The 17,073-nt window shown below is 45.0% G+C and carries 11 protein-coding genes; 4 read left to right on the top strand and 7 right to left on the bottom strand.

Annotated features, from left to right (window positions below; genetic code table 11):
* The first annotated feature begins 139 nt into the window (after positions 1-139).
* Positions 140-859 (top strand): ribonuclease III, encoded by a 720-nt coding sequence (gene rnc / locus LC605_RS13585; RefSeq protein WP_229548056.1) that lies wholly within the window; start codon positions 140-142, stop codon positions 857-859.
* A gap of 540 nt (positions 860-1,399) precedes the next feature.
* Positions 1,400-2,575 (top strand): Gfo/Idh/MocA family protein, encoded by a 1,176-nt coding sequence (locus LC605_RS13580; RefSeq protein ID WP_229548055.1) that lies wholly within the window; start codon positions 1,400-1,402, stop codon positions 2,573-2,575.
* Here LC605_RS13580 and LC605_RS13575 read toward each other — a convergent pair.
* From LC605_RS13575 to LC605_RS13545, 7 genes are all read right to left on the bottom strand, one after another.
* The gene (locus LC605_RS13575; RefSeq protein ID WP_229548054.1) at positions 2,530-5,532 is read right to left on the bottom strand and encodes an MFS transporter; all 3,003 of its coding nucleotides are present in this window, start codon (positions 5,530-5,532) and stop codon (positions 2,530-2,532) included. The genes LC605_RS13580 and LC605_RS13575 overlap by 46 nt on opposite strands.
* A gap of 22 nt (positions 5,533-5,554) precedes the next feature.
* Positions 5,555-5,716, bottom strand: a complete 162-nt coding sequence (locus tag LC605_RS13570) for a hypothetical protein (protein WP_229548053.1) — start codon at positions 5,714-5,716, stop codon at positions 5,555-5,557.
* A 261-nt stretch (positions 5,717-5,977) separates the two neighbouring features.
* Positions 5,978-6,511: a translation initiation factor IF-3 gene (gene infC / locus LC605_RS13565; RefSeq protein ID WP_104908867.1), complete on the bottom strand. Its 534-nt coding sequence runs from the start codon at positions 6,509-6,511 to the stop codon at positions 5,978-5,980.
* 627 nt (positions 6,512-7,138) lie between these two features.
* Positions 7,139-8,362 carry a type II secretion system F family protein gene (locus tag LC605_RS13560; protein WP_229548052.1) on the bottom strand — a complete coding sequence of 408 codons (1,224 nt, stop codon included), beginning with the start codon at positions 8,360-8,362 and terminating at the stop codon, positions 7,139-7,141.
* Positions 8,363-8,482: 120 nt separating this feature from the next.
* Positions 8,483-9,613 carry a type IV pilus twitching motility protein PilT gene (locus LC605_RS13555; protein WP_229548051.1) on the bottom strand — a complete coding sequence of 377 codons (1,131 nt, stop codon included), beginning with the start codon at positions 9,611-9,613 and terminating at the stop codon, positions 8,483-8,485.
* A gap of 269 nt (positions 9,614-9,882) precedes the next feature.
* Positions 9,883-11,895, bottom strand: a complete 2,013-nt coding sequence (locus LC605_RS13550) for a GspE/PulE family protein (RefSeq protein ID WP_229548050.1) — start codon at positions 11,893-11,895, stop codon at positions 9,883-9,885.
* A gap of 791 nt (positions 11,896-12,686) precedes the next feature.
* Positions 12,687-13,874 (bottom strand): transposase, encoded by a 1,188-nt coding sequence (locus tag LC605_RS13545; protein ID WP_229548049.1) that lies wholly within the window; start codon positions 13,872-13,874, stop codon positions 12,687-12,689.
* An 84-nt stretch (positions 13,875-13,958) separates the two neighbouring features.
* On the opposite strand from LC605_RS13545, the gene grpE reads away from it, so the two are divergent.
* The gene (gene grpE / locus LC605_RS13540) at positions 13,959-14,708 is read left to right on the top strand and encodes a nucleotide exchange factor GrpE (protein WP_229548058.1); all 750 of its coding nucleotides are present in this window, start codon (positions 13,959-13,961) and stop codon (positions 14,706-14,708) included.
* A gap of 258 nt (positions 14,709-14,966) precedes the next feature.
* Positions 14,967-16,925 (top strand): molecular chaperone DnaK, encoded by a 1,959-nt coding sequence (gene dnaK, locus LC605_RS13535; protein WP_229548048.1) that lies wholly within the window; start codon positions 14,967-14,969, stop codon positions 16,923-16,925.
* Positions 16,926-17,073 lie beyond the last annotated feature (148 nt).

Genomic DNA, 17,073 nt, shown 5'->3' with positions numbered 1-17,073 from the left:
CCTGCTCCCCCTGCTCCCCCTGCTCCCCCTGCTCCCCCTGCTCCCCCTGCTCCCCCTGCTCCCCCTGCTCCCCCTGCCCCCCTGCCCCCCCCTGCCCCCTACTCCCCCTCCCCCCCTGCCCCCTTCCCCTTGTCATGTAATGCCCCTTGCTTATCCACGCCGTCAACGGCAACTCGAAAGTTTAATCCAAAAATTAGGTTTGTCGCTAGAAGCACCAATAAAGTGGGAACTGCTAGATTTAGCGCTAACTCATCCCACTGTTTCTGAATCGGCAAATTATGAACAGTTGGAGTTTGTTGGCGATGCAGTGGTGCGGCTGGTGTCGGCTGTCGTGTTATGGGAAAATTATCCCGATTGTCCAGTCGGTGATTTTGCGGCAATTCGTTCGGTATTAGTGAGCGATCGCATCCTCGCCCAATTGGCAAGAGTTTATGGTTTGGAGTTATACTTACTAGTCGCTGGTAGTGCTACGGCTGATAAAGTTGGTCAAGAGTCACGACTGGCAGATGCTTTTGAAGCAGTTCTGGGTGCGCTTTACTTAAGTACTCAAAATCTGCAACTGATTCGCTCTTGGCTAGATCCTCACTTCCACCAACTAGCTACAGAAATTCGCCTCGATCCTGCCAGACTTAATTACAAAGCTGCTCTCCAAGAATGGACTCAGGCGCAATTTAAAGTTTTACCAGAGTATCGGGTTGTGGAAGTCACTCAACCGCACCGCAATCAAGAACGTTTCGTCGCTGAAGTGTGGTTGCACGGAAACAAGCTAGGAGTTGGTAAGGGACGCTCGATCAAAGCTGCGGAGCAAGCCGCAGCTAAGGTAGCTTTTTTAGCAATTCCTAATCAGGAAATACCCTGAACTCAAAATACGGGTGATAAACTGATAATCAGTTGATGGTTAGTCGTCATTTGTCCTTAGTACTCAACCAACTCAAAATTGCTGGGTGAGTGAGGGGAGTAGGGAGTAAGGAGTAGGAAAAAGTTTTGTCAAATTTTTGGATACCTAGTGAAGTTGCTTTGCTGGACTATTGGTCAATACGCTTGGGTTAAGGCTAAAACTCAATACGCTTGGCTTTGTGGATAATTGTAGGTTGGGTTGAACTTTAGTGTTACCCAACAAATGCCCGTTGTAGGTTGGGTTTCGTTCCTCAACCCAACCTACGCAAATTTATTATTACGGCTTAACCCAAGCGTATTGGGCTAAAACTCTGTTACAAAGTCAATTTTTTTAACAAACCGCCTTCTCTTCTTAGGCTGACGCCAACGCGCAGCCTAAGAAGAGAAGACCCCAAGGACACAGAGAGAAGAAAGAAGTGCTTAACTGAACTGTATTGGACTATTAGTCCCTTGTATACAAATAACAAATGACAAATGACAAATGACAAATAACAAATAAGAAATGACAAACCAAATTAAAATTGCTGTCATCGGAGTTGGGCGTTGGGGAGTACATCTGCTGCGGAATTTCTTAGCACATCCGAAAGTAAATGTAGTTGCTGTAGTAGACCCGCATCCAGAACGATTGGCGGCGGTAAAGCAGCTGTTTAACTTAGATGAAAATGTAGTATTAACAACCCAATGGCAAGATTTAAAGAAAGTGCCAGGGTTGACAGGAGTGGCGATCGCTACTCCGGCTACCACCCACTATGCTTTAATCAAAGATGCTCTACAACAGGGATACCATGTTCTGGCAGAAAAACCTCTAACTCTCAACCCCGTAGAATGTCGCGAACTTTGCCATTTAGCAGAGCAGCTTCATTTAATACTAATGGTTGACCATACTTATCTATTTCACCCCGCAGTTGAGCAAGGAAAAGCTGTCGTACAGGCGGGTAAATTAGGTGATTTACGCTATGGGTACGCCACGCGCACCCATTTAGGGCCTGTCCGGCAAGATGTTGATGCGCTGTGGGACTTAGCCATTCATGATATTGCTATTTTTAACACATGGTTGGGTCAGTTACCCGTGAAAGTACAGGTAACGGGTACAGTGTGGCTACAGGGTGAGGGGCAGGGGGGGATGAGGGAGGTGGGGGGGATGAGGGAGATGGGGGGGACGAGGGAGATGGGGGAGATGGGGGAGATGGGGGAGATGGGGGAGATGGGGGAGATGGGGGAGCCAATTACTATTTATTCCTCCTCATCCCCGTTATCACAAGGATTAGCTGACTTAGTGTGGCTGACGCTAACATACCCAGATGGTTTTCAAGCTTATATTCACCTGTGCTGGCTGAATCCTGATAAACAACGACGACTGGGGATTGTGGGTAGCCTTGGCAGTTTGATTTTTGATGAAATGTCGCACTTATCACCTCTAACTCTTTTACACGGGGAGTTTGAACAGCAGGGCAATCAATTTATTCCCGTAAATCAAAAGCAGGTGGTGCTGGAATTAGAATCAGGAGAACCGTTGGGACGAGTTTGCGATCGCTTTGTTGTCTCTATTCTCAACAATACTCCCTCAGAGGTTTCATCTGGCTGGGTAGGCACTGAGTTAGTAGAAATTCTTACTGCTCTAACAGCATCTCTTCAGCAAGGGGGCAAACCTATTTTTCTTGACAACTCTTTAACTTGACTAGCCACCAAAGGATGTGGATCTTTTTGTAACTGGGGTAGGATTTGCAGAAGAACGCGATGTGAAACCATATTCAAGTATGCGATCGCAGCTTCCCTTACAAAGCCAGTTGGATGACGCAAACTCACTAAAATCTCAGAACTGGTAAGTCGAGTGCGTGTCACTTGAGCAAAATGAAAACAGCAAGCTAGGCACCAGTCAGAAAGGAAGTTACCCAACATCAGCAATCTGTGGAGGCGATCGCTAACTAACATATTCTCATATTCTACGATTTTGGCTTCTACAAGATGTTGCAATTTTTCTGGCTGCGGTCGGTTATCTAAAATATTCAGTAACAAAGACTTTGAAGACAAAGTTATGGTATGCTCTAGAATTTCTAAGCCCCGCGCCAAGTTTACCACTGAGAGCGATCGCAGATTAAATGCTGCTGCCTGCATCTTTTCTGGCGAGTAAAGCAGTCTCAGTAGCATTAGCAGCCGCTCTTTGATATCCAATTCTAATTCTAAAAGGGCACGTTGCAGTAACTCAGTGACAATCACAACCCTCTGGCTAGATTGATAATTTTCTTTTTGGTCTAGTGTTTTGAAGTCAATGTATGCAGCGTAAATCTCGCCTAAAAACTTTAATTCCTGCTCAATTAAATTTTCTACCCGACTTTGATAAAACCGATCCACTAAACCTCTAATTCCTGGTTGTTTGTGTATTTTTAGTAAGCTGCGTAGAATATGATCTCTGGTAGTACCCCAAGATGTTTCCAAATTTTCCCATAAAGTCTCCAATGCTTCTTGAGTACCAATTTGAGCAATGGTACGCCAAGCATACATTCGCACTATTTCTGGTTTGTAAATATTGGTAGCCAACCGCAACAGCATTTCTATAGCTTCATTCTCCAGTCGCACTAGAGCTGACATTGCTGTAGTGCGGGTTGATTTGTAGTAAAGTGCTGCAATCAGTGCTGAATAGTACTCTTCTAAATGGGTTGCTGCAATCATTTCTAATACAGCACAACGCACCCGTAAGGACTCATCTTGTAATAAATTCGGAATGTGAATCCGTAACGCCTGCAAATAAACTGCTTCTCTGAGCGCTCTAACTCCATTTACCCGCTCCCGTTCTCGCTGATGAGTCAGCATCCGGCGCATGGTTTGGGTAGCTGCTACCTTTTGCATCGGCGTTCCCTGGCGTAAGACTAAAGCGGCGGCTGTGGCACGAATGAGTGAGTTTTGGCGAGGGTTTAAGTATTCTTCTAGGAGACTTAAATTGGGATTTGGTTCAGCCAGCCAAACGTAGCGCAGTGCGAGAGCAAAAACTTCGGGGTTAATTTCTTGGGGTTGTTCTAACAAAGGACGGATGGCGGATAAATAAGCGGGATTTGCACCTGCCATTAGCATTACCTCCAAACTTTGGCACTGCAAGTCTGGGGTTAACTTAACTAACAGGGGTGCTAAAACTTCCGCAGTTCCTTGGGAGTCCATTTGGGCTAAAAGTTCGATACAAGAGCGTTTATCAGCCTCACTGCCTTTTTCTGCTAAAGCTTTGACTACTCCCTGTTTAAAGAATCGTAAGCCCACATTGGTTGCACTCAAGTGACCCCGTGCCACACTCAAGACTAACAGTTCAACATAGCGCGATCGCAATTCCCAAACTACTTTTAAACAGGCGGCAGCTATCAGCATTGTTTCTGCGACCAACACCCATTTTTGCAGGGGTACGGGTACAAACCGCCCACAAAATAATAGAGTTACAAAAATTACTGCTCCTGTCAAACCTGTAGCGATCGCTTCGGCAGTTCCGCCAGATAAAGTCTGCATCCGGCTGCGAATTCCCTCTGGAATCGGTTGGTACAGGATGGGGCCGCTACTCATCACAAAGGTGTAGCGCAGAAGTTCATCGCAGAATTTGACAATTACCAAACCCCAGAAAAAGCTTTGGGATTGTATGGCTGGAATTAAATGCAGAAATACCAGCACTCCTGGTAGTGAAAAGCCGATGGTGATTGGTAAAAGCGTCGCTGTGAAAAATACTCCCATCCGTTCGATGAGTCGGCTAGAAATAAACCACTGCAACAACAACTCACATAGTCCCAACGTTCCACCAAAAAGACCCAAGAAACTGGCGAGTTCTCCGTCGCCCAAATTGGATTGGAGTTCGCGCAGATATTGAAAATCTATTAACAACCCAATGACCTGCAATAGACCCACAAAGGCAAACAGCTGCCAGACATACCGTTTCAGTGGACTTTTAATAAAACGCACTCGTGAGGATTGTTCTTCAGGAGTTAGTCTTTGTGGGGTTTCCGGAAAAGCTGCTCGATAGTGATGAGTTAAATAGAATAAAATTCCTGACCCGAATAAAATCACTACACACGCAATGAGGATGATCTTATTCAGCGTGCCGTATTGCACTAGCCAAGGCAAACTAAAGCCACTGATTACATCTGCTACTAAAAGACCACTACTAACCAGTGGGTAAGTGCGCTTAATCTCCCGAATGTTAAATATTTGGTTGGCGACAATGGAGGTATTGAGGTCATTGACTACATAAAGTGCATCTACCCACAGCCGCAGCAGAAATACCGAAATAACTGCCAAGTAAGAAAAATGTGATCCCCAACGTAATAAAACTAATAAAACTAATGGCATCAACATACAAGGTGCGATCGCCACAATCACTCGACGTAAAGGAAAAATCTTTTGTAGCCAAGAGTATAAAAAAACTAGTCCTGCACTCATCGCGGCACTGGCAATATACATCCACGGTAGTAGATGAGTCCCATATTCATTCAAAAACAGTGCCACCGTACTGTCCTCTGCCCAGCGCAATCCTACAGATATAGTTGTATAAAAAAGAAACATTGTCTGAGTTCGTTCGCTCTCCTCTGGTCGGAGATTCACCCACTGTAGTAATCGTGGTAAAGCAACTTTATTTGCAGCCAACCAGTGATTTTTCAGTTCCATGCAGTTTTATTTTCTGGTAGTATCACCGCCGAATGGGGGATGAGGGAGATGAGGGGGATGAGGGGGATGAGGGAGATGAGGGGGATGAGGGAGAAAATTTTACCTGTCCCCTGTGTCCCTCTTGTCCCCTTGTTCTCTTACCCCCTATTCCCTCATCCCTGGAAATAGCAAAAGCCCTGAGCAACTTCGTATTATGTTTCCCACTCAGCCTTCAGGACTATCGATTTTAGATAAATTAATTTCACAGATCGGGGAGTCCCGGTCTTGAACGCACCGCCAACCAAATCTTGCGATTATGGTTGGGGATTCTTGCGCTTTCAAGGTAAGCTGTTCCACATTTAACTTGCATAATTAGGGCGGCTGTTGCATCCAAACGAAAAATGAAAAAATCCCCTGACTTATAGCCAGGAGATTTCCAAACTTGGTCTAGTGAACAGTTAGAGGATTATTTTTTAGGTGATATGAGCATCATCATGTTTCGCCCTTCTTTTTTAGGCGCTTGTTGAAGCTCACCAAATGGTTCCAAATCCGTTGCCATTCGCTTAAGCAAATCTTCTGCTAGGTCGCTGTGTTGAATTTCTCGACCCCGGAACATCACAGTCGCTTTGACTTTATCGCCATCTTTCAAAAAACGCTCTGCTTGCTTAACACGCACGTTGTAGTCGTGTTCTTCTATTTTGTAGCGCATCTTAACTTCTTTGACATCAGCGGTGTGTTGCTTTTTCCGGGCTTCTCGCGCTTTTTTTTCCTGCTCAAACTTGTATTTCCCGTAGTCCATAATTCGACAAACCGGCGGGTCAGCTTTGTCGCTGATTAGCACCAAATCTAGCTCTTTTTCTTCTGCTAGTTGTAGTGCTTCCTGTGGGGGCATAATTCCCAGTTGGGCACCGTCAGTGTCAATGACCCGAATTTTCGGGAAGCGAATTCGTTCGTTAATTTGGGGCAGATCGCGAGTTCTTTTCTTCTCAATCACAGCCATTATGATTTGTGGGAGCTCTTAATGAAGGATTTGGTGTGGTCTAAATTGGTATGCCTCTGAGGCAAAATACAGAAGTAACTCAGAACTGAAAACATAGTCTACAATTCTAGGGTAACTAATCCATAAAATAGTTGCCTGGTTGTATTTGCCATTTTACTCACTCTCAGAGAACTTCTCTGCAATAGTTAATCTAAATTACACAACCTAGACCATGTTAAATATTATTACAATTTTTTCGCAATATTTTTTGCGATCGCATTGAGCAGCATCAGGTCATGGGGGGAAATCCTCAAGACCGCAGTGACCCACCTTTTCCCACTCGTGAGAAGCTAGGGCCTGCCGTAGGATGCCCCTTCGCGTAGCGTCTCCTGTCTTGAGAAGGGCTGTAGGGAGAAGACCGCGCTGCCTCTTTTTTGCGGTAGCGGGAGGGCTTCGGGTGACGCTCGTACCCCGGTAACAGCAGTCGGGAGCAATGACAGCCTTACCCAGTTAGATTTAATTGCGCCAACTCACGTTAAGTTATGAGTTAGGAATAAAAACTTTCAACTCCAAACTCCTAACTCCAAACTCCTAACTCCAAACTCCAAACTCCAAACTCCTAACTCCTAACTCCTAACTCTTAATCCCCTATCCCAACTTTTCAAATACCTTAAACATCGGCAAATACATTGCTAGCAAAATAGTTCCAACCATCCCCCCTAGAACCACAATCATCACTGGTTCTAAAATACTGGTCATTGCCTTTACTGCTTGCTCGACTTCATCCTCATAAAAATCGGCAACTTTCATCAACATTGCATCTAATTCTCCAGTTTCTTCTCCGATACTAATCATCTGAATTGCCATAGCCGGAAAAACGCTATCTTTTTGTAAAGCAAGGCTAATCATACCTCCTTGTTGAATCTCCATGCGGGCTGCATCTATGGCATTGGCAATTATTTTATTTCCTGATGTATCTCGGACAATTTCCAAGCAAGTTAAAATTGGTACACCTGAACGAGTCAAAGAACCAAAAGTTCGGCTAAAGCGGGCAACTGAAGATTTTTGAATCAAGTCACCAAACAACGGCATCTTGAGGGAAAGACGATCAATTGTGAGGCGACCAACAGGAGTTTTACCATATTGTGTAAAGGCAAATTTCAATCCTACAAGAACACCGATAAGCACGAAAACCTTCGGACTTCTCAAAAATAGACTAGCATCCATCAAAAATTGCGTTAGAGGTGGTAATTCAGTTCCGATTTCTGTAAAAATCTTGGCAAAAACGGGAATCAGAAAAATGGTCATACCAAGAAAGATCGCAACTGCTATACAACCCACCACCACTGGATAAGACAATGCTGATTTAATTTGGTTTTGTAAGCGGGCAACATCTTCTAACAACTTGGCTAAACGATTCAATACTTCGTCTAGAACACCACCAACTTCGCCAGCTTGAATCATACTCACATATAATCCATCAAAGCAGTCAGGATACTTCCGCATTGACTCTGAGAGATTCATTCCGCTTTGAACATCATTGCTAATGTCTAGAAGAGCTTGTTTCAGTTTAGGATTACTACACTGTTCGGAAAGTACTCCTAAACTTCTAACGATCGCAACTCCCGCATTCATCAAAACGGCAAATTGACGGGAAAAAACTGCTTTGTCTTTCACAGAAACCTTAACTAAGGAATTCTGGAATTTTTTTAAGGCAACATCTGGCTGAAATCCTTGAGATTGCTTGAGTTCTTGGATTACAAAGCCTTGATCTCTGAGACTAGTCCGAGCTCGCGTCAAGGATTCGGCAACAATTTTTTCTGTTCGGGGTTTTCCTTGAGAATCCCGAACACGGGCAACGTAGGTTGGCATAAATCAATTCAAAATAGTTATTTATTGGGCATTGGGCATTGGGAATTGGGAATTGGGCATTGGGAATTGGTTATTAATTGTTCTCCCTCATCCTCCTCATCCCCCTCATCCCCACTTCCTTTAATGCGCTTTGGCAGCCGCACCGGGTTTCGCACCTGCGGCAGCTGCTTGCGGTGTAGAATTACCAATGAGACGTTGAATTTCATCAGGCTTAGAAGTCTTAGACATCGCTGCTTCAAAGGAAATCGTTCCTGCTTTGTAAAAATCGGCTAAAACCTTCTCCAGAGTTTGCATTCCCAATTTGCCGCCAGTTTGAATAGCTGAGTAAATTTGAGATGTTTTGCCTTCTCGAATCAAGTTGGAAATAGCAGGAGTGACAATCAGAATTTCTTGAGCCATCACCCGACCATACTCACCGGGTTTAGGGTTTTTCTTGGACACCAAGGTTTGGCTAAATACCCCCACTAACGAGTTAGACAATTGCACTCGCACTTGGGTTTGTCTTTCATGGGGGAAAACGTCGATAATCCGGTCAACAGTTTGGGCGGCGGAACTGGTGTGTAGCGTACCAAATACCAAGTGTCCTGTTTCTGCGGCAGAAATCGCCAAAGAAATCGTTTCCAAATCGCGCATTTCCCCCACCAGAATAATATCTGGATCTTCCCGCAAAGCTGCTTTCAAGGCATTAGCAAAGCTCTTGGTATCTTCACCCAGTTGTCGTTGGTGAACTAAACTTTTAATTGGTTCGTAAACAAATTCAATCGGGTCTTCTACGGTTAAAATATGCTCTGCCTTGGTGCGGTTAATCAAGTCAATCATTGCCGCTAGAGTAGTTGTCTTCCCGGAACCTGTAGGGCCTGTCACTAGAATAAGTCCTCTGGGTTTATCGCACATTTCCCGCACTATATCTGGTAGACCTAATTTTTCAAAGTTAGGAATCTTAGAACTTAATGCCCGTAAGCAAGCCGCATAAGCGCCACGCTCTTTATAGACATTGACCCGGAAGCGAGCTAAACCCTTGACACCATAAGAACAATCCAATTCCCATGTCTGCTCTAAGGTTTTACGCTGGGTATTGTTGAGCATACTAAAAATCAGCCTTTGACACTGATCGGCTGTTAATATATGCTCACCTATGGGGGTGAGTTTGCCACTGATGCGGAAGTAAGGAGGCAAACCTGCGGATAAATGCATATCCGAGCCACCCATTTCAATCAACTGTTCCATCAGGTCTTCAATCATCATTTCCATAGTTTTGCTTCCTTTTAATGTTTGTTATTTGTCATTTGTCAGTTGTCCTTTGTCATTTGTTATTTGTCCTTTGTCAGTTGTCCTTTGTCCTTTGTTTCAAGTTACTAACCATAGTTTTGTTTCCTTTTAATGTTTGTCCTTTGTTATTTGTCAGTTGTTTCAAGTTACTAACCATCGACTAATGACTAATGACTAATGACTAATGACCAATGACCAATGACCAATGACCAATGACCAATGACCAATGACCAATGACCAATGACCAATGACTAGTCTTCAAACCGAGATGTCATACAGTAGGGACAATCCAGCCATTCTGGTTTCAATGTGGCATTGCAAGTCCGACAGGTAAGACCAGTCTTGCGTTTGGCTTTTAACTCTGCTTCCAAACCTGTATCGGTAAACGTCACCCGTTCTACTTCTTCTAGGGTGGTGGCACCTTGGCGCACTAAGTCCAAACTGTAAGCCAGCAAGGTTTTCATCCCCTCTTCTACCGCTACTTCTTTGATGCGTTCTGTGGGTGCTTCTTCGTTGATGAGAGTTTGCAGGTTTTCGGTGACTCGCATGACTTCATAAACACCACAACGCCCTTTGTAGCCGACGCCGTTACACGCTGGGCAAAGCTGATTTTTGGTCTTGGCTTGTGCGATCGCTTCTAATGTCAAGGTGTTAGCTTTATAGAAGGTGACTCCGACATCTGAGGAAGCTGATAGACCATAACGAGCCAATTCCTCGGTTGTCGGAGTGTAGGGAATGCGACATTCAGAACAGACACGCCGCACCAAACGTTGAGCTAAAACGCCAATTAGGGAACTAGAAACCATGAAAGGCTCAATGCCCATTTCTCCCAAACGAGCGATCGCTCCTGGGGCATCATTAGTATGTAAAGTCGTTAATACTAAGTGACCAGTCAAGGCAGCTTCAATTGCTGTTTTTGCCGTTTCCTTATCCCGTGTTTCACCCACCAGCAACACATCTGGATCTTGCCGCAAGAAAGCCCGCAACGCTGTAGCAAAATCCAGCCCTTTTTCCCGAATTACCTGTACTTGAGTAATCCCTGGAAGGCTGTACTCAATTGGGTCTTCTACAGTACTGATATTAATTCCAGGATCATTCTTTTCTGATAGTGCAGAATACAGGGACGTTGTTTTCCCAGAACCAGTTGGCCCAGTTACCAAAATTAGACCAAAGGGACGGCTAACCATATCCTGGACAATATGTAAAGTCTCTGGATCGGTAATTAACTTATTTAATCCCAGTTGGGTGGAGGAGTTATCCAAAATCCGCAGCACCACCTTTTCCCCGTAGCGACTGGGTAAGGTATTCACACGGAAGTCTACTTTACGTCCCTCAAACATCCGGCGGATGCGGCCGTCTTGGGGTAGACGCCGTTCTGCAATGTCTAGATTGGAGATGATTTTAAATCGGGCTGTCACCGCCGGGATAATTTTTTTCGGTAGGGGATCGAAAGCTTCGCGCAATACGCCATCCTTCCGAAAGCGAATGCGTAAGTTTTCTTCTTGCGGTTCGATATGAATGTCAGAAACCTTCTCATGCAAGGCTTTAGCCAGGATTCTGTTCACTAGGTTAATAACTGGCGCATCCTCTGCACCCTTCATCGCCGCCCCTAAATCAGCCTCCATATCATCAGGAGCATCCTCAATATCGAGATTTCCGAGGTTTTCTAAATCCTGATTAATATCTGTAAACTTTTCTTGTTCTAGGTGCTTTTGCCGAACAGCCACTTCATCTAGGTATTGGTTGATTAGCTGTTGGTAGTCTTCCTGTGTAATCACCATGCGCTGCAATGCCAAGCCTTGGGGGCGCAAGATGCGGTTCAGGTCATCGGAAGCGTCTAGATTATCTGGAGCGACCATCGCCACTAAAACTGAGGGCGGGGTTTGGTCTTCGTGTTTCGACAGTGGTATCAAACGATGGCGACGACAGATATCCACGGAGATGAGGGTTTCAATCAGGCTCCCCATCATAGTGTTGTCAAAGGAGTTGACTTCCGGATCAAGGAATTCAACACCGTATAGTATTTTAAGTTCAAATAGCTGCTGTTTTTTGTATTGCCTGAGTAACTCAGGTGATAGTTGCTGCCCAGTGATTGACTCTAGTACTTCCGTTAAGGGTATGCCAGATTTGCGGCTTTCAATTAGTGCCTGTCTCATCTGTTCGGTATTAGCATAGCCAGATAGCACTAGCTTGTTGCCGAAGGGCGAAAACTCTGTTCTGGTAGTTAGAGCGGTACTGCGCCGTTGTGGTGACGAGTAAGTCATAAATGAGCAATTGATTTGGGGAAACCTCTGCTTAAAGTATTCCCCTAGTGTGAAAAAGAATTCTCATTTATCCAGGACTTACGCAAAAATTCCTAAAAAGCTTAATTTATCGAACCGCCAACGCACAGCGTCTCCTAGAGAAGACGCCAACGCGGAGCGTCTCGAGGACTTACGCAAAATAATGAAAAAACGAACCGCATTCGCGCAGCGTCTCCCCCTGGGAGAAGGACACAAAGGACACAAAGGAATAAGAGTTTCAGAGAGTTATTGCGTAATACCAATTTAATATGAAGCTGCATAATCAAGAACCCCACCCTAACCCTCCCCGAAATCGGGGAGGGAACTGGATTTTCCACTCTTTGCTCTTCGTGAGGCGACTTTGGGGAGCCAGTGCGGTCTTCTCCCAACTCTTAGGAGACGCTTCGCGTTCACGTAGTGTCTCGTAGAGAAGGCGCTAGCCTCTCCCCTTGGGAGAAGGAGAGACGATGCCGCGCATAGCGCCACGGAGAGCGAACTTGCGTTCGCGCAGAGCGTCTCGTAGAGAGCGTCTGGGGTCTCCCCTTCGTTGTGCATCTGGCGTCTGGGGTCAAATTCTATGCAACTTCACAAAAAATTGGTATAAGTCCTATTACTTACTTGTAGAGGTAGACTACTCGTTCGGGTTCCCGCCTTAGTGGTGTCTGGGCTAAGGTGTTCACCATTTGTCACAATAGGAAGACGGTTACATCACTTCCAGGAACTTGTCGGCATTGACATCCACCCCGCCGTAAACGGTCGGGGATTCCTAAGACTCACGACTTAGGTTTCTGTTTCTTTCCCTTACGGGTATTTTGCAACTGCCCTTGGGCCTTAAGGCTGTCAGGTCTTATGTTCGCTCCACAGACTGAAACTGCGAGTCCCGCAGCCAAAATGTTTTTAGCAGCATTAACATCTCTATCGTGATGTGTACTGCATTTCGGGCAATCCCACTCTCTGATATTTAAAGGCAGTTGATCAACAATGTACCCGCAGTTCCCACAGCGTTTTGAACTAGGAAACCATCGGTCAATCTTGACGAAGTTACGACCATACCAATCGCACTTATATTCAAGCTGTCTGACCAATTCGCCCCAACTAGCATCACTAATCGAGAGAGCGAGTTTTTTGTTTTTGATCATATTCTTCACAGCCAAATCCTCAACAGCAATCGTTTGGTTTTCACGCACCAATCGAGTTGTCAGCTTGTGAAGAAAATCATTCCGCGCATCGCTAATTTTTGCGTGAACTTTAGCTATTTTAACCCTTGCTTTATGGCGATTGTTAGACCCTTTCTGTTTACGACTCAAAGCTTTTTGCGCTTTACGCAATTTTGCTTTTTTTGCCCTAAAGTTTTTGGGATTAGCAATCTTCTCACCTGTACTTAAGGCAACCAAGCTGGTGACGCCCAAATCAATGCCAATAGAGTTAGAAGATTCAGACAATCTTTCAATCTCCATATCTACTAACATCGAAACAGTCCAGCGCCCAGAGGGTGAAAGTTTTACTGAGATAGTAGATGGCTCAACACCTTGCGGCAACTGTCTACTCCAACGAATAGCCAAAGCTTGTGAACTTTTAGCAAGGAATACCTGCCCATCTCTAAATTTAAAAGCTGCCTTGGTAAATTCAGCATTACCGCCGTTATGCTTTTTCTTGAAGTTAGGGTATTTAGCCCGTCCTGCAAAAAAGTTACTAAAGGCTGTTTGCAGATGTCGCAAACCTTGTTGCAATGGCACACTACTAACGTCATTAAGAAATTGCAATTCGTCTTGTTTTTTCCAATTAGTCAGCATTGCTGATGTTTCAATATACCCAACTCTTTCTTGTCGTTCATACCACGCCTGCGTCCTTGCAGCGAGAGCGCGGTTATAGACTAAACGAGTACATCCCATCGTTTGCCGAAGCAAGGTTTCCTGCTCAGGTGTTGGATAGAATCGGTATTTGAAAGCTTTTTGTGTCATTCTTACATTATACCAAAGATTCTGTAAGAAAATAAATTAATTAAAGCCGCCCTAAAACGGCGCGGTTTTAAACCCATTTTTCTGATAATGGATGAAAATAAACAGAGAAACAATACAAGCCAGCAATTGGGTGAACCAACAGAGGTAAAGCAAGCAATGAAGAGTGACTCCCCAGCCCAAATTAATTTCAATGAATCTGGTAGCGAGGTGACAGAGCAAGTGGCAGCCCAAATAAATGTATCGGGAGATACGGCTACCGTCAATTCAGAAAATAGCGTCGCTGCATCTGAGAAAACTGGAGTGGAAACGGCAGCTTTGGCAGAACTGACTCAACAAATCGAGTCCCTCAAAACGCAACTAGAAGAGCGTAGTACTCAATATATGCGGATTGCTGCTGATTTTGAGAATTATCGAAAACGCACTAGCAAAGAAAAAGAAGAGCTAGAAGTGCAGATGAAGCGGAACACGATTATGGAATTGCTGCCAGTGGTCGATAATTTTGAGCGGGCCCGATCGCACCTCAAACCACAATCTGATGGCGAAATGACCATGCACAAAAGTTACCAAGGCGTTTACAAACAATTAGTAGATAGCCTGAAACGCTTAGGTGTATCACCAATGCGTCCTGAAGGTCAAGAATTTGATCCTAATCTGCACGAAGCAGTAATGCGAGAACCTACGGATGAACATCCTGAAGGAACAGTGTTAGAAGAGTTAGTGCGCGGATATTACTTGGGCGATCGCGTCCTACGCCATGCAATGGTCAAAGTAGCTGCTCCAAAGGAAGATACCCCTTCTGCGGAGGAAGATCAGTCGAGTCAAGCCTTCAGTTAAGCTGTAGTCGCTCGCCTCGCTGACCAAAAGTGCCTGGGTTCTAGCAGGGGCGAGCATCATTATTGAGGTATGAGATGAGGGAGATGAGGGAGATGAGGGAGATGAGGAGGATGAGGGAGATTAGGAGGAATTTACTCCCTTATCTCCCCCTGCTCCCCCTGCTCCCCTATCTTCACCCATTTCTAGATGCTGAAGTTTTGAGCTAGTCCGCCACATCATAAATTACAGCAGATAAACTCAGTAAAAATACTGGTAGATATGGGAAAAGTTATTGGCATCGACTTAGGCACTACTAACAGTTGCGTCGCCGTTTTGGAGGGTGGTCAACCACTTGTGATCTCCAATTCTGAAGGTGGACGAACTACTCCAAGTATTGTGGGATTTGGCAAGAGTGGCGATCGCTTGGTTGGTCAATTGGCAAAGCGCCAAGCCGTAACCAATGCTGAGAACACAATCTACAGTATTAAACGATTCATCGGGCGGCGTTGGGAAGACACTGAAACAGAACGCGATCGCGTCCCCTACAACTGTGTCAAAGGTCGAGACGATACCGTTGATGTCCAAATTCGCTCAAAAAACTACACGCCACAAGAACTATCTGCTATGATCCTGCAAAAGCTCAAGCAGGATGCGGAAAACTTCTTGGGTGAAGCCGTGACTCAGGCAGTGATTACCGTACCAGCATACTTCACAGATGCCCAAAGACAAGCAACCAAAGATGCTGGCATCATTGCTGGACTAGAAGTGCTGCGAATCATCAATGAACCAACATCTGCGGCTTTAGCTTTCGGATTGGAAAAGCAAGACCAAGAGCAGCTAATTTTAGTATTCGACTTGGGAGGGGGTACTTTCGACGTATCGATCCTGCAACTTGGAGATGGCGTTTTTGAAGTTAAGGCAACTTGTGGTAACAACCACTTGGGTGGAGACGACTTTGATAATGCGATCGTGCGTTGGCTGATGAAACGCTTTCAGCAACAAGAGAAAATCGACCTTTCCCAAGATAAGATGGCACTGCAACGTCTGCGGGAAGCAGCAGAAAAGGCAAAAATTGAACTCTCCAGTATGGTGAATACCTCCATCAATTTGCCCTTTATCACCTCTGATGACACTGGCCCAAAGCATCTGGAGATGGAACTCAGCCGCACTAAATTTGAAGAACTCGCACTTCATTTAATTGAAGCAACCATCGAACCAATGAGCCAAGCGCTCAAAGATGCGGATCTCAAACCAGAAGCCATAGATCGGATTATTTTGGTAGGCGGTTCTACCCGTATTCCCGCAGTCCAAAATGCGCTAATTAAATTTTTCAATGGCAAAGCCCCCGATCGCTCCATCAACCCTGACGAAGCGGTAGCATTGGGAGCGGCTATTCAAGCAGGTGTGTTGGGTGGCGAAGTCGATAACCTCTTACTATTGGATGTCACCCCTCTATCGTTGGGAATTGAAACCTTGGGTGAAGTATTCACCAAAATTATTGAACGCAACACCACAATTCCCACCAGTAAGTCACAAATTTTTTCCACAGCAGTTGATGGTCAAACCTCGGTAGAAATTCACATCCTCCAAGGCGAACGGGCAATGTCACGAGATAACAAGAGTCTCGGCAAGTTTTTACTCGCAGGAATTCCCCCATCGCCCCGTGGTGTACCGCAAATTGAAGTATCCTTTGAAATCGATGTCAACGGCATCCTGAAGGTTTCTGCCCAAGATAAAGGTACTGGTAGAGAACAAAGTATTCGGATTACCAATACAGGTGGTTTGAGTACCAACGAAGTCGAACGGATGCGCCAAGAGGCCGAACTGTTTGCTGAAGAAGATAAAAGACGTAAAGAACTGGTTGAACTCAAAAATCAAGCAGATAATCTGTTGTTTAGTTATGAATCCACGATCAAGGATAATAGCAACTTTATCGGCGACGAGATGAAAACTTTGGCCAGTGAAAAAGTTTCACAACTCCAAGCTGCAATGATTGACTCTAGTATTTCCACAGGGGAATTTAAGCAGCGCTTAGACGACTTCCAACAAACCCTGTTTGCGATCGGTGCTGATGTCTACAACCGAGCTAACAGCCAAGGTGATGAGATTGAGAAGGTTTCAGCTAGTCTTTTTACCCCAGAAATACACTCAGCAATGAATGGCACACTCATACCACAATTCAACTTTGATTTTGACGAAGAAAGTACTGCACAGGTTGATTATGAGGCGATAGATTAAGGGTTGGGCATGGGGCATGGGGCATTGGTTATTCTCCTTGTCCCATAATCTCCCTCATCTCCCTCATCTCCCTCATCTTAATTCTTGCAAAGGTATCAGAAGGAAGAGGGTCAAGAGTCAGATTTGCTCTTAATGATAAAGGATAGCG

It is taken from the genome of Nostoc sp. CHAB 5836, assembly GCF_020829445.1.
Taxonomy (GTDB): Bacteria; Cyanobacteriota; Cyanobacteriia; order Cyanobacteriales; family Nostocaceae; genus Nostoc.
This window is presented reverse-complemented; position numbering and strand designations above follow the sequence as displayed.

Bases quoted from the DNA above. Each gene is read 5' to 3' on its own strand.
- rnc (WP_229548056.1), top strand. From the start codon at position 140: ATGCCCCTTGCTTATCCACGCCGTCAACGGCAACTCGAAAGTTTAATC.
- LC605_RS13580 (WP_229548055.1), top strand. From the start codon at position 1,400: ATGACAAACCAAATTAAAATTGCTGTCATCGGAGTTGGGCGTTGGGGA.
- LC605_RS13575 (WP_229548054.1), bottom strand. From the start codon at position 5,532: ATGGAACTGAAAAATCACTGGTTGGCTGCAAATAAAGTTGCTTTACCA.
- infC (WP_104908867.1), bottom strand. From the start codon at position 6,511: ATGGCTGTGATTGAGAAGAAAAGAACTCGCGATCTGCCCCAAATTAAC.
- LC605_RS13560 (WP_229548052.1), bottom strand. From the start codon at position 8,362: ATGCCAACCTACGTTGCCCGTGTTCGGGATTCTCAAGGAAAACCCCGA.
- LC605_RS13555 (WP_229548051.1), bottom strand. From the start codon at position 9,613: ATGGAAATGATGATTGAAGACCTGATGGAACAGTTGATTGAAATGGGT.
- LC605_RS13550 (WP_229548050.1), bottom strand. From the start codon at position 11,895: ATGACTTACTCGTCACCACAACGGCGCAGTACCGCTCTAACTACCAGA.
- LC605_RS13545 (WP_229548049.1), bottom strand. From the start codon at position 13,874: ATGACACAAAAAGCTTTCAAATACCGATTCTATCCAACACCTGAGCAG.
- dnaK (WP_229548048.1), top strand. From the start codon at position 14,967: ATGGGAAAAGTTATTGGCATCGACTTAGGCACTACTAACAGTTGCGTC.